Annotated in this window: 18 protein-coding genes; 12 read left to right on the forward strand and 6 right to left on the reverse strand. The window is 60.8% G+C overall.

The genetic code is table 11. The features are described from left to right. Positions 1-498 precede the first annotated feature (498 nt). The 5 genes from hflK (AO388_RS10690) to cfaB all read left to right on the forward strand — a co-directional run bounded on the left by hflK (AO388_RS10690) (position 499) and on the right by cfaB (position 7,946). The gene (hflK, locus tag AO388_RS10690; RefSeq protein WP_058416438.1) at positions 499-2,445 is read left to right on the forward strand and encodes a protease modulator HflK; all 1,947 of its coding nucleotides are present in this window, start codon (positions 499-501) and stop codon (positions 2,443-2,445) included. A gap of 11 nt (positions 2,446-2,456) precedes the next feature. Beyond that, positions 2,457-3,494, forward strand: coding sequence for a protease modulator HflC (hflC, locus tag AO388_RS10695; RefSeq protein ID WP_003432786.1), 1,038 nt, complete (start codon positions 2,457-2,459; stop codon positions 3,492-3,494). Continuing rightward, positions 3,491-4,561: a protease modulator HflK gene (gene hflK, locus AO388_RS10700; protein WP_044310261.1), complete on the forward strand. Its 1,071-nt coding sequence runs from the start codon at positions 3,491-3,493 to the stop codon at positions 4,559-4,561. The genes hflC and hflK (AO388_RS10700) overlap by 4 nt, the downstream gene beginning before the upstream one ends. Further along, positions 4,558-6,522, forward strand: a complete 1,965-nt coding sequence (locus tag AO388_RS10705; RefSeq protein WP_058416439.1) for a heavy metal translocating P-type ATPase — start codon at positions 4,558-4,560, stop codon at positions 6,520-6,522. Before hflK (AO388_RS10700) ends, AO388_RS10705 begins: the two co-directional genes overlap by 4 nt. A 236-nt stretch (positions 6,523-6,758) precedes the next feature. After that, positions 6,759-7,946 (forward strand): C17 cyclopropane fatty acid synthase CfaB, encoded by a 1,188-nt coding sequence (cfaB, locus tag AO388_RS10710; RefSeq protein WP_058398170.1) that lies wholly within the window; start codon positions 6,759-6,761, stop codon positions 7,944-7,946. A gap of 46 nt (positions 7,947-7,992) precedes the next feature. Here cfaB and cls read toward each other — a convergent pair whose 3' ends face one another. Continuing rightward, positions 7,993-9,432: a cardiolipin synthase gene (cls, locus tag AO388_RS10715; protein ID WP_054082260.1), complete on the reverse strand. Its 1,440-nt coding sequence runs from the start codon at positions 9,430-9,432 to the stop codon at positions 7,993-7,995. Positions 9,433-9,601: 169 nt separating this feature from the next. On the opposite strand from cls, the gene AO388_RS10720 reads away from it, so the two are divergent. Then, the gene (locus AO388_RS10720) at positions 9,602-10,123 is read left to right on the forward strand and encodes a DUF3617 domain-containing protein (RefSeq protein WP_003367913.1); all 522 of its coding nucleotides are present in this window, start codon (positions 9,602-9,604) and stop codon (positions 10,121-10,123) included. Positions 10,124-10,323: 200 nt separating this feature from the next. Then, positions 10,324-11,550 (forward strand): N-acetylmuramoyl-L-alanine amidase, encoded by a 1,227-nt coding sequence (locus tag AO388_RS10725; protein WP_058416440.1) that lies wholly within the window; start codon positions 10,324-10,326, stop codon positions 11,548-11,550. A 5-nt stretch (positions 11,551-11,555) separates the two neighbouring features. Here the strand turns inward: AO388_RS10725 and AO388_RS10730 are convergent, their stop codons facing one another. Then, positions 11,556-11,939 (reverse strand): hypothetical protein, encoded by a 384-nt coding sequence (locus AO388_RS10730; RefSeq protein ID WP_042930495.1) that lies wholly within the window; start codon positions 11,937-11,939, stop codon positions 11,556-11,558. 140 nt (positions 11,940-12,079) lie between these two features. On the opposite strand from AO388_RS10730, the gene zigA reads away from it, so the two are divergent. Together zigA and AO388_RS10740 are read left to right on the forward strand one after the other, a co-directional pair. Further along, positions 12,080-13,288 (forward strand): zinc metallochaperone GTPase ZigA, encoded by a 1,209-nt coding sequence (gene zigA, locus AO388_RS10735; RefSeq protein WP_054082258.1) that lies wholly within the window; start codon positions 12,080-12,082, stop codon positions 13,286-13,288. Next, positions 13,288-13,938 (forward strand): DUF1826 domain-containing protein, encoded by a 651-nt coding sequence (locus tag AO388_RS10740; RefSeq protein WP_058416441.1) that lies wholly within the window; start codon positions 13,288-13,290, stop codon positions 13,936-13,938. Before zigA ends, AO388_RS10740 begins: the two co-directional genes overlap by 1 nt. Positions 13,939-13,941: 3 nt before the next feature. Here AO388_RS10740 and AO388_RS10745 read toward each other — a convergent pair whose 3' ends face one another. Then, on the reverse strand, positions 13,942-14,316 hold the full coding sequence (locus AO388_RS10745; RefSeq protein ID WP_003367925.1) for a hypothetical protein: 375 nt from the start codon (positions 14,314-14,316) through the stop codon (positions 13,942-13,944). A gap of 52 nt (positions 14,317-14,368) precedes the next feature. On the opposite strand from AO388_RS10745, the gene AO388_RS10750 reads away from it, so the two are divergent. Beyond that, on the forward strand, positions 14,369-15,340 hold the full coding sequence (locus tag AO388_RS10750; protein WP_058416456.1) for a CobW family GTP-binding protein: 972 nt from the start codon (positions 14,369-14,371) through the stop codon (positions 15,338-15,340). A gap of 135 nt (positions 15,341-15,475) precedes the next feature. Here the strand turns inward: AO388_RS10750 and AO388_RS10755 are convergent, their stop codons facing one another. Beyond that, on the reverse strand, positions 15,476-15,868 hold the full coding sequence (locus AO388_RS10755) for a DUF3301 domain-containing protein (protein WP_058416442.1): 393 nt from the start codon (positions 15,866-15,868) through the stop codon (positions 15,476-15,478). 118 nt (positions 15,869-15,986) lie between these two features. On the opposite strand from AO388_RS10755, the gene pdxY reads away from it, so the two are divergent. After that, positions 15,987-16,853 carry a pyridoxal kinase PdxY gene (pdxY, locus tag AO388_RS10760; protein ID WP_058416443.1) on the forward strand — a complete coding sequence of 289 codons (867 nt, stop codon included), beginning with the start codon at positions 15,987-15,989 and terminating at the stop codon, positions 16,851-16,853. Between the two features lie 46 nt (positions 16,854-16,899). Here pdxY and AO388_RS10765 read toward each other — a convergent pair whose 3' ends face one another. Beyond that, the gene (locus AO388_RS10765; RefSeq protein WP_003367933.1) at positions 16,900-17,385 is read right to left on the reverse strand and encodes an acyl-CoA thioesterase; all 486 of its coding nucleotides are present in this window, start codon (positions 17,383-17,385) and stop codon (positions 16,900-16,902) included. 291 nt (positions 17,386-17,676) lie between these two features. On the opposite strand from AO388_RS10765, the gene AO388_RS10770 reads away from it, so the two are divergent. After that, entirely contained in the window at positions 17,677-19,440 is a 1,764-nt protein-coding gene (locus AO388_RS10770) for a cation:proton antiporter (RefSeq protein WP_058416444.1), read from the forward strand. Between the two features lie 38 nt (positions 19,441-19,478). Here the strand turns inward: AO388_RS10770 and AO388_RS10775 are convergent, their stop codons facing one another. Beyond that, positions 19,479-19,886, reverse strand: a complete 408-nt coding sequence (locus tag AO388_RS10775) for an SMI1/KNR4 family protein (RefSeq protein WP_003316056.1) — start codon at positions 19,884-19,886, stop codon at positions 19,479-19,481. Between the last annotated feature and the right edge of the window lie 9 nt (positions 19,887-19,895).

Here is a 19,895-nt window from a genome sequence, read left to right on the forward strand (position 1 = left end):
TCCTGCACAAAAAATGGCGCGCCAACGACTCCTTGCCGAACGCAAACTACCCACAACAGATAACAAAGACGAGATACGGTTCGGAAATCGGCCAAAAAAAAACGCCGATCATGGCTAATGAATCCGGCGTGTTGACGGCTATAACGCTGATTTTTGTGTCGCTGCAGACTAATCGATTAAGCGCATCGCCGCTTGGCGCAAGGCTTCCAGACGATCGGGGCAAGAAACGCTGATCAACTCGACGTCTTCGACCCGCACGAAAACTTTTTTCGCCAGGCAATATTCAGCAATCATTTTGCTGGCGCGCGGGCTCGCTCTCTGCCTGACTTCAGGTCGATTCGCCCGCTGGGCAGCACCGCTATCTCACATCCGTTCAGCTAATAGTCCTGACGAAAGTTTCATTCCGCGTGTTATATCGTAACGCTATGATTCACTGGCATTCAGATGCCAATGCAGGGCTCTCCAAAGGGCGATAAATCAGCGGGTGCCGGGGTAGTGATGCGGGTTGATTTGGATGAGCACGAAGGCCTTGAAGGCCTGCCACGTTTTCAAATGGCGGTGCAACAGGTTAGGCGTCTGGGACGATTGATGTATGTGACCGGTGGAGCAGGGGCGTTCGGGCTGCTGCTGGCGTTGTCCATCGATCTGTTTTCCCCCGGCTCTTTGTGGATGGCCGTGTTGTGCAACGCCTCGGCGGCGTTGTTTCTGCTCACGGCGGGCTTGCAGTCGGCGCGGCATGTCGCGCTGTGGCGGGCTCGCGCGCTGCGTTCGCCGGACGCAGACACCCTCGACGAAAACCTGTCTGCTGACGACGAGAGCGGCTGGTACGAGCGCCTGCTTGAACGGCTGAGTGACTCCGGCAAATCGCTGGTCAGGCACGTGGGCAGCTCGACCCTGTGGCTTGCCGGTTGGGCGGTGCTGGCGTTGATCGTCGTTCGTGCCTTCTGGAACCTGGCGCTGTCCGGCGTCGACCTCTCCACGGCCGGTAGCCTGGCCGGCAGCGTCATGCTGTTGTTGGCATTCGGGCTGCTGGTCATCGAGCGACAACTGAGCAGCGAGTCCGACAGTCAGTCGCCGGAGGCCGGTGCGCTGGCGCAACTGGTGCGCATGACGCTGATCGTCCTGCTGGTCGGCGCGCTGTGCCTGTTTTTCTCCAGTGCAGAACGTGTCTGGCCTGCGCGGCTGGCGGTATTGATCGGCCTGCTGCCGTTTGGCGTGGCGCTGGAGTTTCTGCTGCGCGCTGTGCTGTCGGTGTTCAGCCCGCGCAACCCACGCAGCGAACCGCGCCTGCTGGCCGCCAGTTTCATCGCCGACCTGTTGCGCTGGCCGCCGCGTCCGCTGCTCGCCTTGCAGCACGAACTGCACAACCGCTTTGGCATCGATCTGCGCCAGATCTGGGCCTTTACCTACATGCGTCGCGCCTTTTTGCCGGTACTGACGGTGGTCGCAGCGCTGGGCTGGGTGCTGAGCGGCGTGCATGAAATTCCCATGCAGGGGCGGGGCATTTATGAACGCTTCGGCAAGCCGGTCGACGTGTTCGGGCCCGGTCTGCACGTGGGTTTGCCCTGGCCGTTCGGGCGTGTGCTGGCCGTTGAAAACGGCGTGGTTCATGAACTGGCGACCAGCGTTTCTGCTGCCGACACGGCCGAGCAAACGCTGGACCCGGCCGAAGGCCCGCCACCGGGTAGCGCCAACCGTCTGTGGGATGCCAGCCATATCAACGAAAAATCCCAGGTCATTGCCAGCAGTGCAGGCGACAAGCAGAGCTTTCAGATCGTCAATATGGACGTGCGGTTCGTCTACCGTATCGGCCTGACAGATGCCGCAGCCATGGCGTCGACCTATAACAGCGCTGACATCCCAGCCCTGATTCGCAGCACGGCCAGCCGGGTGCTGGTGCATGACTTTGCTTCGCGCACGCTGGATGAACTGCTCGGCGAACAGCGCAGCGAGCTGGCCGATGACATCGGCAAGGCCGTGCAGGCCGACTTGCAGCGGCTGGACAGCGGCGTCGAATTGCTCGCTACGGTGGTTGAAGCCATCCACCCGCCTGCCGGTGCGGCCAACGCCTATCATGCTGTGCAGGCTGCGCAGATTGGTGCACAGGCGCTGATCTCTCGCGAACGCGGCGCGGCCAGCGACAGGGCCAATCAGGCGCAGCTCAATGCCAGCGTGGCGCGTGATCAGGCCAATGCCGTCGCCCGCGAGATTCTGGCCGGCGCACAGGGTGCAGACCTGCGCTTCAGTGCCGAACGTCAGGCCTATGCCAAGGCAGGTCAGGCATTTTTGCTGGAGCAATACCTGGCCCAACTGACCGAGGGCCTGGGCAATGCGAAGTTGCTGATACTCGACCACCGTCTGGGCGGCGACAGTGCGCCGACCATCGACCTGCGTACCTTCACCCCACCGGCAGACCCAACGGCGCCGCGTAAAGCCGTTCAGTAAGGAGTCGTCCCTTGAGTCTGTTCCATCATCATCACGATCACGCCGACCACGATAGCCATGACAGTCACGGCCATGGCGGCCATGGTCATCACCACCATCATCATGGCGCGAGCGGCCCGGCAGCGTTTCCCTGGCGGCGGGCAAGCCTGGCTGCGGTGCTGATCGCGTTTGCGATTGCAGCAGCGAGCCTGGTGCAGGTGCGTTCGGGCGAGGCGACCGTCGTCACACGCTTCGGCAACCCGTCCCGCGTCCTGCTGGAGCCGGGCCTCAACTGGCGCTGGCCGGCACCGTTCGAGGCGACCATCCCGGTGGATCTGCGCCTGCGAACCACTTCCAGCGGTCTGCAGGACGTCGGTACCCGCGATGGCTTGCGCATCATCGTTCAGGCCTACGTGGCGTGGCAGGTGCAGGGCGACGCCGACAACGTGCAGCGCTTCATGCGCGCGGTACAGAACCAGCCCGACGAGGCGGCGCGGCAGATCCGTACCTTTGTTGGCTCGGCGCTGGAAACCACCGCGAGCAGTTTCGACCTTTCCAGCCTGGTGAATACCGACGCCAGCAAGGTGAATATCACTGCCTTCGAAAATCAGCTACGCCAGCAGATTGATCAGCAACTGCTGGCGACTTACGGGGTGCGTGTCCTGCAGGTCGGCGTGGAACGACTGACCCTGCCTTCGGTAACGCTCAACGCTACCGTGGACCGCATGCGCGCCGAGCGCGAGACCATCGCCACCGAGCGAACCGCCGTGGGCAAGCGTGAGGCGGCGCAGATTCGTTCGGCCGCCGAGCGCGATGCACGGATTGTCGAAGCCGACGCCACGGTCAAGGCGGCTGATATCGAAGCACAGTCGCGGGTTGAAGCCGCGCAGATCTATGGCCGTGCCTATGCGGGCTCGCCGCAGCTCTACAACCTGCTGCGCTCGCTGGATACGCTGGGCACTATCGTGACGCCCGGCACCCGCCTGATACTGCGCACCGACGCGGCGCCGTTCCGCGTGCTGGTGGACGGCCCGCCGACGCTGGATGGCAAGAGCGGAACGCAGCCATGAGCCAGCCGGTCGACGAAGCCGTGGCGCAGCGCCCGCCGGTAAACAGCCCTTGGTTGCAGGCGAGCCGTCTGGCGTTTCTGGGGCTGTATGGCGTGACATTGCTCGCCGCGCTTGCCTGGGCGACGTCCAACATACGCCAGATCGATCCACAGAACCGCGCGGTGGTCATGCACTTCGGCGCGATCGAGCGGGTTCAGAACGCAGGGCTGCTGATAGCCTGGCCGCAGCCGTTCGAACAGGTGGTGCTGCTGCCTTCGGCTGATCGGGTGATAGAGCGGCGCGTGGAAACCCTGCTGCGTTCGCCTGCCGCGTTGAAAGCCGATGAAGTCGCGACCCTGTCGGCACCCATGAGCGATGCACTGGCAGGCTCCGGTTTTCTGCTGACTGGCGATGCCGGTGTGGTGCAACTGGACGTCACGGTGTTTTACAAAGTGACTGACCCCACTGCCTTCGTGTTGCAGGGCGAGCATGTATTGCCCGCGCTGGACCGGCTGGTCAATCGCAGCGCTGTGGTGCTGACGGCGGCGCGGGATCTGGACACCATTCTGGTTGCCCGTCCCGAGCTGATCGGTGCTGACAGCCAGGCCGCCGAGCGCCGTGAGCGGCTGCGTGGCGATCTGGTGCGCGGCATCAATCAGCGTCTGGCCGAGCTCAAGGCGACCGGCATGGGCATCGGTGTCGAGGTCGCTCGGGTGGATGTGCAGTCGAGCTTGCCGACCTCTGCAGTCAACGCGTTCAATGCTGTGCTGACGGCCAGTCAGCAGGCCGATCAGGCCGTGGCCAACGCGCGCACGGAGGCCGAAAAGCTGACCCAGACCGCCAATCAACAGGCCGACCGAACCCTGCAAGTGGCGCATGCACAGGCGTCCGAGCGTCTGGCCAAGGCGCAGTCGGCTACCGCAACGGTTGTCAGCCTCACCCAATCAGCCGAAACCCGCAGCGACCCCGGCCTGATGCAACGTCTCTACCGTGAACGCGTACCGGTCATTCTGCATCAGGCGGGTTCGGTGACCACGGTCGATCCCAAAGACGATTCCCGCCTGATCATTCAGGGAGCACCACAATGAGTGGCGAAGCCGTTCACACCCACGACGCTGGTCAACCGCAAGCGCCTGGCAGTCTGCTGAGCAGCGCAGAACAGCGCAGTGCCGCCCGGCAACTGACCCTCGCGATGCTGGCCTTGGGCTTGCTGGGATTGGGACTGGTCTGGCGGTTTTTCGCCCCGGAGCAGGCAGGTGTCAGCCAATTGCTGTTGGGCGCTGCGTCACTGCTGGTGGCGATACCGGTGATCAGCGCCGGCTGGCACAGCCTGCGGCATCCGAGCCTGCACGGCATCACCGATCAGTTGATCGCACTGGCGATGCTCGGTGCCTGGGCCACCGGTGACCTGATGACCGCCGCGTTGCTGCCGATCATCATGATCTTCGGTCATGTGTTGGAAGAGCGCAGTGTGATCGGCTCGCAGGAGGCCATTGAGGCGCTGGGGCGCCTGACCCGCAGCCAGGCGCGTTTGCTGGGCGCCGACGGCAGCGTGCGCGAGGTAGACAACGCGACGCTGAAAGCCGGCGATCAGGTGGAAGTGCGGGCGGGCGACCGCGTTCCGGCGGACGGTCGGGTGCTGTCCGGGCAAGCCAGTCTGGATACGTCGTCGATCACTGGCGAATCGGTCCCGCTGGAAGCCAGTGTCGGGGTCGAGGTGTTCGGTGGCGCCATCAACCTCGACGGCCTGCTGCGCATCGAAGTGACCCGCATCGGCGATCAGTCGACTCTGGGCAAGGTCATCGCGCTGATGCAGAGCGCAGAGCGTTCCAAGCCGCCTATCACGCGTCTGCTGGAGCGCTACGCAGGCAGTTACATGGTGCTGGTCTTGCTGATCGCGGCGCTCACCTGGTTTATCACTCAGGATGCCCAGGCGATGCTGGCAGTGCTGGTCGCAGCCTGTCCCTGTGCGCTGGTGCTTTCGGCCCCGGCCACCGCCATCGCAGGTATTGCGGTCGCGGCGCGGCACGGGATTCTGATCCGCAGTTCGGCGTTTCTTGAAGAACTGGCTGACCTCAACTCACTGGTTGTGGACAAGACCGGCACCCTGACCTACGGCCGTCTGCGTCTGCAGTCCGTGCAGGCTGACGGTTCGCAGCATCCACAATTGCTGGAGCTGGCTGCGAGCCTCGGGTCTGCCAGCAGTCACCCGGTGAGTCGGGCCTTGGCCGGGCTGGTGGATAATGCCCGACTGCTGCCGCTGACCGACACCCGTGAGCGCCAGGGCCTGGGTGTGGTGGCCTCGACCGGGCAGGGCGATGCAGCACTGGGCCGCCCGGAGTTGTTCGCACAGATGGGCATCGTCACGCCTGCTGTCCCTGCACATGATGGCCCGCTGGCCGGTCTGTCGCTGGACGGAGTTTTTCTGGCCTGGCTGCTGCTGGCCGACAGTGTCAAACCCGAAGCTCAGGCGGCGCTGCTTGAATTACGCGGCCTGGGCCTGGGCCGACAATTGCTGTTGACCGGTGACCGGCAGAGCGTGGCCGACAATCTGGCGCACGATATCGGCATCACTGACGTTCAGGCGCAGGCGCTGCCTGAAGACAAACTCAACCGCGTCATGGGCGAGATCTCCAGTGGTTTCCGGCCAATGGTGGTCGGCGACGGGGTCAACGATTCGCTGGCCCTGAAGGCGGGCGTGGTCGGCGTGGCGATGGGCGCGGGTGGGGCGGATATCGCGCTGGCATCCGCCGACATCGTGCTGATCGGCAGCGATCTGCGCCGCCTGGGCACCTGTGTGCGACTCAGTCGCCAGTGCCGTCACACCTTGCAGGTCAACGTCATCATTGGGCTGGGCTGGACGCTGGCCATCGTGGCTCTGGCCGCCTTTGGTCTGCTTGGCGCTGCGGGCGCGATGGTCGCAGCTATCCTGCACAATCTAAGCACCCTGTTGGTATTGGGCAACGCCGGACGTTTGCTGCGCTTTCAGGAGCCATTGCTCAAGCTCGAAGACGTGAGTGTGCAACATCAGGTCTCACGTCTGCACTGATGATCAGTGCGTCAAACGGCTTGAGCTTTGACTAATTCTGTTACAGATTAAGCGCTGTGTTTCATTGTGTGATCCAAATTCAGGCTGACTCTCGGCTCGAATCAGAGGGCACAGGGCTGTTCCCCCGCAGTTGATTCATAGCAGTTTTGCCGTCGCCAATGCCTTTTCGGGCCCTTTTGCGGGGCCTTTGCTGGATTACTCTTTTTTGAGTTTCTGGATAAGGGGGTGATTTTGAAATGCTTACACAACTTCCAACGACCTTGCAGAACCTTCATCTGCCGTTGCGGCTCCGGCTCTGGGACGGTCATCAGATGGACCTCGGGCCTGCGCCCAGCGTCACGATAGTCGTCAAGGACCCGCAGCTGGTCTCCGACTTCAGTCATCCCAGTCTGGGCCTGCTCGGCAGCGCGTTTGTGGAGGGGCGGCTGGAACTGGAGGGCTCCATCAGCGAAGTGGTCCGGGTCTGCGATGAACTGACCCACGCGCTGGTGGACGATGACGACAGCGCTGGCAATCCGATCCGGGTCGAGCATGACAAGGACACTGACGCGGCCTCGATTGCCTATCACTACGATGTCTCCAACGACTTCTACCAGCTCTGGCTCGACAGGGAGATGGTCTACTCCTGCGCGTATTTCAAGACCGGGGACGAATCGCTGGAGCAGGCGCAGCAGGATAAATTCCACCACCTGTGCCGCAAGTTGAGGCTAAAGCGCGGTGAATACCTGTTGGACGTCGGCTGCGGCTGGGGCGGGCTGGCGCGTTTTGCGGCTCGCGAATACGGCGTGAAGGTCTTTGGCATCACGTTGAGCCAGCAACAATTGGCACTGGCCCGCGAACGCGTGCAAGCCGAAGGTCTGCAGGACAAGGTCGACCTGCAATTGCTCGACTACCGCGACCTGCCGCAGGATGCGCGCTTCGACAAAGTGGTCAGTGTCGGCATGTTCGAGCACGTCGGGCACGCCAACCTGCCGTTGTACGCGCAACGCCTGTTCGGCGCGGTGAAGGAGGGCGGCTTGGTGATGAATCACGGCATCACCGCGCGGCACACCGACGGTCGTCCTGTGGGGCGTGGTGCCGGGGAGTTCATTGACCGCTATGTTTTCCCCAATGGCGAGCTGCCGCACATGGCCATGATCAGCGCCCATATCAGTGAAGCCGGGCTTGAAGTGGTCGACGTGGAAAGCCTGCGCCCGCACTACGCGAAAACCCTGGAGCACTGGAGCGCACGACTGGAATCCCGGCTCGACGAAGCCGCGCGAATCGTACCCGAACAGACCCTGCGGATCTGGCGGCTATACCTCGCAGGCTGCGCCTATGGATTCACCAAGGGCTGGATCAACCTGCACCAGATACTCGCCGTGAAACCCTTCGCCGACGGCAACACCGGATTGCCACTGACGCGCGAGGATATTTATGGGTGAAGTCCCGCTCGTCTCTTCAAGACAGGCAGCGTAGTGCACAGAGGTCTCACAGAATCGGTGAAATCAGCCGCGCCACGCGCATACCCAGTTGATGCAGACGCCGCGTTTCGTGGCTTTCCTGCACGGAGATTTCACGGGCGAGGTTGAAGTCGGCGGTGAGCATGGATTCCACTTGGCTGGAGAAGTCGCTGTCGACCGTGAGCAGCATCAATTCGAAGTTGAGGCGGAACGAGCGGTTGTCGAGGTTCGCGCTGCCGATGGCGGTGATCTCGTTGTCGACCAGGACGACCTTCTGATGCAGGAAGCCCGGCTCGTAGCGGAACACTCGGACCCCGGCACGTACGGCGTCGAAGGCGTACAGACTTGAAGCGGCGTAGACCACGTAATGGTCGGGGCGCGACGGCAGCAGCAGGCGCACGTCCACGCCGCGCAACACTGCCAGGGTCAGCGCAGCGGTCACGGCTTCGTCAGGGATGAAGTAGGGGCTGGTGATCCACACGCGCTCTTCGGCTGCGTGGATGGCTTCAACGAAGAACAGCGAGCAGGTTTCCTGCGCGTCAGCCGGGCCGCTGGTCAACAGTTGGCAAAGCACACCGTCTTCGGGAAACTCATCAGGCAGGCTTAACGGAGGCAGTTCGCGGGTGGCCCAGAACCAGTCTTCGGCGAACGACTCCTGCAAGCAGGCGACCACCGGGCCGATGACTTGCACATGGGTGTCGCGCCATGGAGCCAGCGGCGGCTTCAGGCCCATGTACTCATCACCCACATTGTGACCGCCCATATAACCTTTCAGGCCATCGACAACGACGATCTTGCGGTGGTTGCGGAAGTTGATCTGAAAGCGATTGAGCCAGCCGCCACGTGTGGCGAAGGCTTTTATCTGCACGCCACCGTCGCGTAGCTTATCGATATAACTGCCTGGCAAGGCGTGGCTGCCGATGCGGTCGTACAGTACAAAGATCGCCACACCTTCGGCCGCTTTCTCCAGCAGCAGCGCTTGCAGCTCGCGCCCGAGTTTGTCGTCATGAATGATGAAGAACTGAATCAGGATGGTCTTCTTCGCTTCTCGGATAGCCTGAAAAATGGCTCCGAAGGTTTCCTCGCCATTGATCAGCAACTTGACCTTGTTGTTGGCCAGCGCCGGCATGTTGCCCAGCTTGGGCATTGCACGCAGCGCCGCATAGGCATCTGACCGACGCGCAGCCACGGCTTCTTCCATCCACGGCCGCCAGTTGAGGCTGCCGATCGCGATCCGCATTTCCTGGTTGGCCTGGCGACGCGCCTTGATGTACGCGTCGAATGAGCTTCGGCCGAACACCAGGTAAGGCAGCAGGGTGAAATAGGGAATGAACAGCAGCGGCATCGCCCAGGCAATCGCGCCTTGGGAGGTGCGCACAGTCAGCAACGCATGGATGGCGGCGCCTGTACCGAGTAAATGAATGAAACCCAGGACATAACCGAAAAAGTACGGGTCGTGATAATCCATGTGGAACAATGCTCCTCGCCTTTGCTGCCTAACAGACCACAGCTGAACAGGAATGTCGCTATTTAATTCCGGGTGCAACTGGGCGACATGTGTGCCGTCTAAGGTTTATCTTTTGGCTGGATTATTCCAGTCTCGTTTTCATCCGCAGTGCCCGATCAGGAATCTTGAAATGAACAAACGCATGTTGGCTTGGATGTTTTGTCTGGCGGCTCCTATGGCTCAGGCGCAGATGCTGCAACCGGGTTTGTGGGAGCTGACGTCCAGCAATATGAAAGTGGACGGACAACAGCTGCCGGACATGCAGTTGATGCTGGGACAGTTGCAGAATCTGCCGCCCGAGCAGCGTGCGATGATGGAACAGATGATGAAGAAGCAGGGCGTCACCCTTGGCGGCAAAGGCGTGAGGGCCTGCCTGACTCAGGCGCAGGTGCAGTCGGACGACATTCCGCTGACTGACCCGGCATCCGGATGCACGCAAAAGATTACTGCGCGCAACGGCAAGACCTGGAACTTCCAGTTCAGCTGCCCGAAAGCCAAGGGCACCGGACAGGCGCAGTTCCTGAGTGATCGCGAGTTCACCACCAACGTGGTGGGCACGTTCAATGCCACCGGGCAGCAACAGAACGGCAGCATGGACACTCGCGCGGTTTGGCTCGGGCCGCAATGTGGCAACGTCGCCCCGCGTACCTGATCAAATTCATAGAGTTATGTTCCACGTGGAACACGCTGCGCAGAGGTGATGATTTTTTGTCACCTCTGATGGTGTGGCAGGTAACTTAATCTTCATGAAGGACCTCATCTTTCGTCCGTAACTGCATGTTATATTGTTACTAATGATGTGGATGAACCCTTCGTGAGCCGGGATGCTCAATTTGCTCTTTGAGACGTTCCATGCACCGACGCCAAGTGTTGCTCAACATGCTGCTTGCCAGCGCGGCCCTGACGTTGCCGTTGGGTGCCTATGCCACGCAAATTCGTAACGCCCGCCTTTGGCGTACCAACGACAAGCTGCGGCTGGTCCTCGACCTGAGCGGCCCGGTGCAATACAAGACTTTCACCCTGACAGCCCCCGACCGCCTGATCATCGACGTCAGCGGTTCGCGGCTGACCGGCGACTTCAGTCAGTTGGCGCTGGACCGTACCGTTATAAAATCGATTCGCTCCGGGCATTACGGCCAGGGTGACGACACACGTATCGTGCTGGACCTCACCGCACCGGTACAGCTCAACAGTTTCCTGCTCGGCCCGGAAGGCGGGCAGGGGCATCGGCTGGTCCTAGACATGAGTTCCACGGTCCATGCGCCGGTGCAGATGGCTGAGCTGCCGCCGCCGGTGCCTGTGCCAATCCCGACCAGCAAGGCGCACACCGGACGCGACATCATGGTGGTGGTCGATGCCGGTCATGGCGGCAAGGATCCTGGCGCTGTTGGTTCGCGGGGTGAACGCGAAAAAGATGTGGTGCTGTCCATCGCTCAGTTGCTGGCCAGACGTTTGAAGCGCGAGAAAGGCTTCGACGTACGTCTGGTGCGCAACGATGACTTTTTCGTACCGCTGCGCAAGCGCGTCGAGTTCGCGCACAAGTCCAACGCCGACATGTTCATCTCCGTGCACGCCGATGCTGCGCCTCGTCTGACGGCATCGGGTGCGTCGGTGTTTGCCCTTTCCGAAGGCGGAGCAACGTCGGCAACGGCGCGCTTCATGGCTCAGCGGGAAAACGGCGCGGACCTGCTGGGTGCCACGTCGCTGCTCAATCTGAAGGACAAGGACCCGATGCTCGCCGGGGTGATTCTCGACATGTCGATGAACGCCACTATTGCAGCCAGTCTGCAATTGGGCCACACCGTTCTGGGCAGTCTCGAAGGTATCACCACGCTGCATCAGAAGCGCGTTGAACAAGCCGGTTTCGCCGTTCTCAAATCACCCGATGTGCCGTCGATTCTGGTCGAGACCGGCTTTATCTCCAACAGCCGCGACAGCCAGCGCCTGGTCACTGCGCGTCATCAACAGGCCGTTGCCGATGGCCTGTTCGATGGCCTGCAGCGCTATTTTCAGCGTAACCCGCCAGTGGACTCGCACATGGCCTGGCTGCAGACGCAGAAGCAGGAACTGCCGGTCTGATCGGCTCACCTGCAGCCATTCAAGCGGCTGCAGGTGATCTTGCTGCGCGTGCCGCTTGAGCTGGATACCCGAGTGATGGTCGTCCAGCCCACACGCTGCACAGTGCCTGCCCAAGCCTCGCCATCAGAAGCCAACCCGGTAAAAAACGTCAATTGACCATAGCGGCTGTTGGTCTGCGCCCAGCGGCGCTTGTCGAGCACTTCGTATCCCTTCAACCAAGTCGTCGATCCGGCAGTGGCCACGCTGTAGCTATTGCCCTGCGCATCACTGCACGCCAATACCGTCGCGCTACGCGTACAGGTGGCGAGGTCGGCGGAAGGGTTTGGAGGTGCAGCCATCACATGCGCGCTGATCAGCATCGCCATCAAACCTGTTGAAACCCGTCTCATGAAGATCCCTTCACCAAGGCCATAGCTATTTTTGGTTGTTATACTATAACATCCGGATGTGATTAGAGTTGGCTGCCTGAGGGATTCGTCGCAGCCGATATGAACAAGGTTCAAGCCTTGCAGCTGCCTGGAGAGTCCTGATGGCAAATCTTCTACCCGTTACCGTTTTGTCCGGTTTTCTCGGGGCCGGTAAAAGCACTTTACTCAATTATGTACTGCGCAACCGTGAAAACCTGCGGGTTGCGGTGATCGTCAATGACATGAGCGAGATCAACATCGACGGCAGCGAAGTTCAGCGTGATGTCAGCTTGAACCGTGCCGAAGAAAAGCTGATCGAGATGAGCAATGGCTGCATCTGCTGCACCCTGCGCGAGGACCTGCTCGAAGAGGTCAGCCGTCTGGCTCAGGACGGTCGTTTTGATTACTTATTGATCGAATCCACAGGAATCTCCGAGCCGTTGCCCGTGGCTGAAACCTTCACCTTCCGCGACGAGGCCGGCAAAAGCCTGATGGACCTGGCGCGCCTGGACACCATGGTCACCGTAGTCGACGGCGTAAACTTCCTGCTCGATTACGAGGCGGCAGACGGCCTGTCCACACGCGGTGAAACCTTGGGTGAAGACGATGATCGCTCGATCACCGACCTGCTGATCGAGCAGATCGAGTTTGCCGACGTCATCCTGCTCAGCAAGATCGACCTGATCAGCTCCAGTGAGCGTGAAGAGCTGATGGCGATCCTCAAGCGCCTCAACCCGGAGGCCGAGATTGTACCGATGGTGATGGGCCAGGTGCCGTTGGCGACGATTCTCAACACCGGGCGTTTTGACTTCCAGCGCGCTTCCCAGGCTCCGGGCTGGCTCAAGGAAATGCGTGGCGAACACACGCCGGAAACCGAAGAGTACGGCATAGCATCAACGGCCTATCGCGCCCGCCGACCGTTCCATCCGGAGCGCTTTTTCGATTTCATCAATCGTCCCTGGGGCAACGGCAAGCTGCTGCGCTCCAAAGGCTTCTTCTGGCTGGCCAGCAAATACAAGGACGCAGGCAGTTGGTCGCAGGCAGGCGGCTTGATGCGCCATGGCTTTGCCGGACGCTGGTGGCGTTTCGTGAACCGAGACAGCTGGCCCGAGGACAAGGAAAGCGTCAAATCCATTCTGGAGAACTGGTCGACTGAAACCGGCGACTGTCGGCAGGAACTGGTGTTCATCGGCCAGAACATCGATTTTGTGCGGCTGACCGCCGAGCTGGATAACTGCCTGCTCACTGATGCAGAGATGGAGGCGGGTGTCGAGCGTTGGCGTGCGCTGGCCGATCCGTTTGGTGATTGGTACGAAGAGGTGGCTGCCTGATGCTGGCTTATCGTTTTAAACCTGAAACCGCAGTCCGCCAGGCGCACGGTGATACGCCCGACGTTCTGAGCGAGATTCTGCAGGACGGCGTCAACCTTGCGCTCTGGCAGCGTCAATTGCCTGCACACATAGAGGACTTCGGCGCCTTGTTACTGTCGATGAACGAGCCTCTGGCCGAGTCCATGACCCTGGAAGTGCGGGGCGGCGAGGTCGAGCCTGACTTGAGCGCGCTGGCATCGGGCTACTCCGACCTGCTGGGCTATCAGGGGTTCGTTGCCGACGTTTCCTGGCTGGTCAGCGCCTATGCCTGTCTGCTGGGTGCCGAGTGCGTTGGCCTGCGTTTGCGGGTGCTCGACAAGGCCATGTGCCCGCGCTTCCATGTCGATCATGTGCCGGTACGTCTTATCACCACTTATGGCGGGGTTGGCAGTCAATGGCTGCATGAAGGGGTGATGGACCGTAAACAACTGGGGTGTCTGGACGCCGAGCCGACGGATGCTGCCCGTATCCAGCAGATCAACAGCGGTGAAGTGGCGCTGCTCAAGGGCGAACGCTGGCACGGCAATGAAGGTTTTGGCCTGATCCATCGCTCGCCGCAACTGCTGCGCAACGAGCGCAGGTTGATTCTGACGCTGGACTGGCTGGCCTGAAGATCAGTCAGGAGTTATCCACTGCCCCTTGCTCTGGCCTTCGCAGAAAGGCTTGAGGTACAGCGCGTCACCGGCGACGCCGTAATAGTGGATATGCTCGCGATACGGCATATTGGCAACCTGCGCATTGCGGCAGACACCGAAGGCGCCTGCCGGGCACTGTTGCGAGTAAGTGGTCTCGGTCTTCTGCCCGGCCAGTTGCGGCTGGCAGAAGCTGTCGTGAAACAGGTTTGCCGGGATGTTGATATTTTCCTGGCAGACCTTCACGTCGAGCCTTTCGGCCTGGCTGTGGACCAGACACGCTTCGGCCCACGCCGAACCGGAAGACACTGTCAGCAACATCAACACCAGGCGGGCAGGCAGCCGCATTACTTGCATCGTTATCCTTCCTTGCTCTTCAATGAACCACGCATTCGCCAAAAGTGATCTCATGCTGCAAAACATACCGACGCATGTCATCGGTGGCCCGCTGGGCGCCGGCAAGACCAGCCTGATCAAGCGCCTGCTGGCGCAGAAGCCTGCCCATGAGCGCTGGGCCATATTGATCAACGAATTCGGGCAGATCGGCCTGGACGCCGCCCTGCTGACCACGGATGCCGATGGTATCGCACTTGGCGAAGTGGCTGGCGGCTGCCTGTGTTGCGTCAATGGCGTGCCGTTCCAGATCGGCTTGGGGCGTTTATTGCGCAAGGCGCGGCCTGATCGTTTATTGATCGAGCCTTCAGGGCTGGGCCATCCCGCGCAACTGATGACGCAATTGCGCGAAGCGCCGTGGCGCGGCGTCCTGGATGTGCAGCCCGGCGTGGTGGTGCTGGACGCCCAGGCAATGCTCGCCGGACAGCCGTTGCCGAGTACTCAGCAGGAAGCGCTGGCACATGCCGGACTGGTGGTCATGAACAAGTCCGAGCAACTGGATGATGTCTCACGCCAGGCATTGGCCGAACAGTTGCTGCCACACGCCTTGATCTGGACCCGACATGGGGAGCTGCTCCTGAACCGTGTGCCGGGGTTTGCCAGCGGTACTGTTGTGGATAAACAGGCTGTGGATAAGCTGATGCTGCCCAACGGCGTCGGCCACTTGCCCGCGCTATGGACCGACCCGAAGGTGCCGATCTGTCTGAGTCAGGTCAGTGCCGACGGCTGGAGCATCGGCTGGCGCTGGCATCCCTCGCAGCGCTTCGATCTGCAGCGCATCCTGCACTGGCTGGAAAGCCTTGATTGGCGGCGGGCGAAGATGGTTATCCACAGCGAGGGCGGCTGGTATTCCGGCAACGTGGTTGATGGGGCTCCGCTGGCCTGGCAAGTCAGCGAATGGCGTCAGGACTCACGCCTTGAGTTGATCTTTGCCACCGCTCAGGATGTGGCTACGTTGCAGGCGCAGATGGCGGGATGCCTGGCGTGACAGCTGCCAGTTAATAGCTGAAGGCAGGACGAAGAGCGTCCGGAACGGCGTGCCAACGCAGAGCATTGGCACGATAGTCAAAGCGCACTTGTGTAAGGATGAGCGCTGAATCGCGGCAGCGAGCGTCGTGCTCGGCTACTGCTTCCATTTCTGATGCGATTGACGCCATTCGCTCATCTGAATAACTTCAGCGCTGGGCGGTGGTGTTTTGATTTCAAACGGGTAGGGTGCCAGTTCGATTTGCGCAGTGTGCGCGCCGAACAGGGTGATCGTGCCAGGGTGACGTTGCTCGCCGGTCACCGTGAACTCGAAGCCATACACGCGGGCCAGGCGTTTGCGGCCTTGAGCGTCGCGCGCGAAGGTCAGGCGGCGCAGGGCAACCGCGTCGTCCAGCAGTTGCAGCTCAAGGCGTTCGCAGTGCTGCCTGACGCGTGCCAGCGCTTTTTCGCGCAGACCATGGGCGTGCCACCACCAGGCCGCGGCGCTCGCGAACAGCATCAGCACGAAGATGTTTCCCAGGGTCAGCATGACGGAGTGCTCCAGCGTAGGAGTCGTCAGCTTAACTGTCCTGAGTGATTTACAGCCATACTGCGCGACTTATATTTCTCATTATTGCATTTGCATCGTGTTCAGGATTCCGCTCCCCATGAAACGTACGCCTCATTTGCTCGCTATCCAGTCCCATGTGGTATTCGGCCACGCCGGCAACAGCGCAGCGGTGTTCCCGATGCAGCGTATCGGGGTTAACGTCTGGCCGCTCAACACGGTCCAGTTCTCCAACCACACGCAATACAAGCAGTGGACCGGTGAAGTGCTGGCTCCGCAGCAGATTCCTGCGCTGATCGACGGGATTGCCGCCATCGGCGAGCTGGGCAACTGTGACGCGGTGCTGTCGGGGTATCTGGGCAGTGCGGCGCAGGGCAGGGCGATTCTGACCGGCGTGGCACGCATCAAGGCGGCCAATCCGAAGGCGCTGTACCTCTGCGACCCGGTGATGGGCCACCCTGAAAAAGGCTGCATCGTAGCGCCTGAAGTCAGTGACTTCCTGCTGCAGGAAGCGGCGGCCATGGCGGACTTCATGTGCCCCAATCAACTGGAGCTGGACAGCTTCTCGGGGCGCAAGCCCGAATCACTGCACGACTGCCTGGCGATGGCGCGGGCTTTGCTGGCGCGTGGCCCCAAAGCGGTGGTGGTGAAACACCTCGATTACCCCTGCAAGGCCGCCGATGGCTTTGAAATGCTGTTGGTCACCGCCGAGGCCAGCTGGCACCTGCGCCGCCCGTTACTGGCGTTTCCGCGTCAGCCGGTCGGCGTGGGTGATCTGACCTCCGGGTTGTTCCTGTCGCGTGTGCTGCTGGGCGACGATCTGGTTGCAGCATTCGAGTTCGCTGCGGCCGCCGTCCATGAGGTGCTGCTGGAAACCCAGGCCTGTGGCAGCTACGAGCTGGAACTGGTGCGCGCTCAGGATCGCATCGCGCACCCACGGGTAAAGTTCGAAGCCGTGCGTTTGTAAGCGCCATACCCTCAAAGGCTCGGGCATCGATGCCCGAGCCAGAAAATTACAACGCTTCTTCCTTGATCTCCTGATAACGCTTTTCCAGTTCCTGGCGGATCTGGCGGCGTTGCTGCGCCTGGATGAAACGCCGCTTGGCATCGGCCGATTCGGGCTCCAGGGGCGGCACGCTGGCGGGCTTGCGATTGTCGTCCACGGCAACCATGGTGAAGAAGCAGCTGTTGGAATGGCGTACCGACCGCTCGCGGATATTTTCGGTGACCACCTTGATGCCCACCTCCATGGACGTGTTGCCGGTGTAATTGACCGAGGCGAGAAAGGTCACCAGTTCGCCGACATGCACCGGCTCACGGAAAATCACCTGGTCTACCGACAGCGTCACCACGTAGCGTCCGGCGTAGCGGCTGGCACATGCATAGGCCACTTCGTCCAGGTACTTGAGCAGCGTGCCACCGTGTACGTTGCCAGAGAAGTTGGCCATGTCCGGGGTCATCAATACAGTCATCGACAGCTGGGCGTTTCCGGGTTCCATAGCGTACTCACACGGTCAAGGTGTTCAAGGGGCGCCTATGCTGGCGCTCAAGGGGCTTGTGACAGTTATCGGGACGCTGGCCAACAGGCGGCCGTCACGCGTCATAACTATCTGTTTCCATATATTGCACCGCCTTTATGTCGAAGGGGGCGGTGTTAACCTGCAAAAACCTGTGGATCGGGGTTTTTCCTGCGTCTTTATCGGATTTTAATGACGAAAAGGATGGCTGTCGCCCTGTAGGACACGGCGATATCGGTTTGCAACGTCATCATCACAAGGAGCTTCGCCACCATGCATGCCATCAATTTCATTCAGGATCTGGCAGTGATCATGCTGGTGGCCGGCGTGGTAACCATTCTGTTCCATCGCCTCAGGCAGCCGGTGGTATTGGGCTATATCGTTGCCGGGTTCATCATCGGTCCGCACACTCCGCCGTTCAGTCTGATCCATGACGAAGAAACCATCAAAATTCTGGCCGAACTGGGGGTGATCTTCCTGATGTTCTGCCTGGGGCTGGAATTCAGCCTGCGCAAGCTGTTCAAGGTGGGCGCTACGGCGTTCATCGCGGCCTTTCTGGAAATTGCCCTGATGATCTGGATCGGTTACGAGATCGGGCAGTTCTTTGGCTGGAAAACCATGGACTCGCTGTTTCTCGGCGCGATTCTGGCGATCTCCTCCACCACCATCATCGTCAAGGCGCTCAACGACCTGAAGATGAAGAACCAGCGCTTTGCCCAGTTGATCTTCGGAGTGTTGATCGTGGAAGACATTCTCGGCATCGGCATCATCGCGCTGTTGTCCGGCATCGCCGTCAGCGGCTCGGTCAGTTCCGGGGAAGTGTTCTCCACCGTCGGCAAGCTGTCGCTGTTCATGATCGTGGCGCTGGTGGTCGGCATCCTCGTGGTGCCTCGATTGCTGTCCTATGTCGCCAGGTTCGAAAGCAACGAGATGCTGTTGATCACCGTGCTGGGCCTGTGTTTCGGCTTCTGTCTGCTGGTGGTCAAGCTGGAATACAGCATGGTGCTGGGTGCCTTCCTGATCGGCGCAATCATGGCCGATTCGCGTGAGCTGCTGAAGATCGAGCGCCTGATCGAGCCGGTTCGCGACATGTTCAGTGCCATCTTTTTCGTGGCCATCGGTTTGATGATCGATCCGGGCATCCTGCTGCAATACGCCTGGCCGATCGCCGTCATTACCGTTGCCGTGGTGCTGGGCAAGATGCTGTCCTGCGGTCTGGGTGCCTTTATCGCAGGCAACGATGGCCGTACCTCGCTGCGCGTGGGCATGGGACTGTCACAGATTGGCGAGTTTTCCTTCATCATCGCGGCGCTGGGCATGACCCTGCAGGTCACCAGCGACTTTCTGTACCCGGTGGCAGTCGCCGTGTCCGCCATCACCACCCTGCTGACACCGTATCTGATTCGCGGCGCAGACCCGTTGTCGCTCAAGCTGGCGGCGATCATGCCTCGGCGCGTTGCCCGGGTGTTCGGCATGTACGGCGAGTGGTTGCGCAGCATTCAGCCGCAAGGCCAGAGCGCAGTCCTTGCCGGGATGATCAGGCGGATTCTCTTGCAGGTCGGCGTCAACCTGGCGCTGGTGATGGCGATCTTTTTCAGCGGTGGCTATTTTGCCGAGCGTCTTGGCGGCTACATGAGCGAGTGGGTAGCCGACATCAGCCATCAGAAAGCCTGGATCTGCGGCGCGGCGCTGCTGCTGTCACTGCCGTTTCTGATTGCCGCTTATCGCAAGCTCAAGGCGCTGTCGATGCTGCTGGCCGAGATGGGGGTGAAACCCGAGATGGCGGGCCGGCATACCGTGCGCGTGCGCAAGGTCGTGGCCGAGGTGATTCCGCTGTTATCGCTGGTGGTGATTTTCGTGATGCTGGCGGCATTGTCGGCAAGCATTCTGCCGGCCAACGAACTGCTGCTGGTGGTTGGACTGATAGCCGCTCTGGTCGCCGCGTTGCTGTGGCGCTGGCTGATCCGTGTGCATACGCGGATGCAGATTGCGTTACTGGAAACACTGGGTAACCATCAAGAGAACTCCGGGCACTGAGGCCCGGAGATTCTTGAATACTGCGCAGCAGGGGTGTCTCAGCTTTCCAGCCAGACATCCCGAGCCCAGTGCCAGACCGATTCCCAGCTGTCTTCGGTAACCAGTTCTTCCTCGGCGGACCACAGCAGCACCGTGCCGTCTTCCTCGACGCAGTAATAATCGTCACCGTCCTGGCAGATCGGAATCAGCTCGCGCGGCACGCCCAGATCCCAGGCCGTGGCGGCCACGTCTGGCAGGTAGGTGTGCGACTGCGGGTCGGTCACCGTGACGGGTTCAAGGCTGCCATACACCACATCGCTGACTGTCAGGAGAAATTCCTTGAAGACAAACGGAATGTTGATGAACAGCTGTTCCTCGATCTCGACCAGTTGGTCTTCGTCAGGCAGCTCAAGCGGAACCGGAACCGGTTCATTTGCTTCACGCAGTTGTTCAATGACTTCTTCCACGACACAGAT

This window comes from Pseudomonas sp. ICMP 10191 (assembly GCF_001467335.1).
Lineage (GTDB): Bacteria > Pseudomonadota > Gammaproteobacteria > Pseudomonadales > Pseudomonadaceae > Aquipseudomonas > Aquipseudomonas cerasi.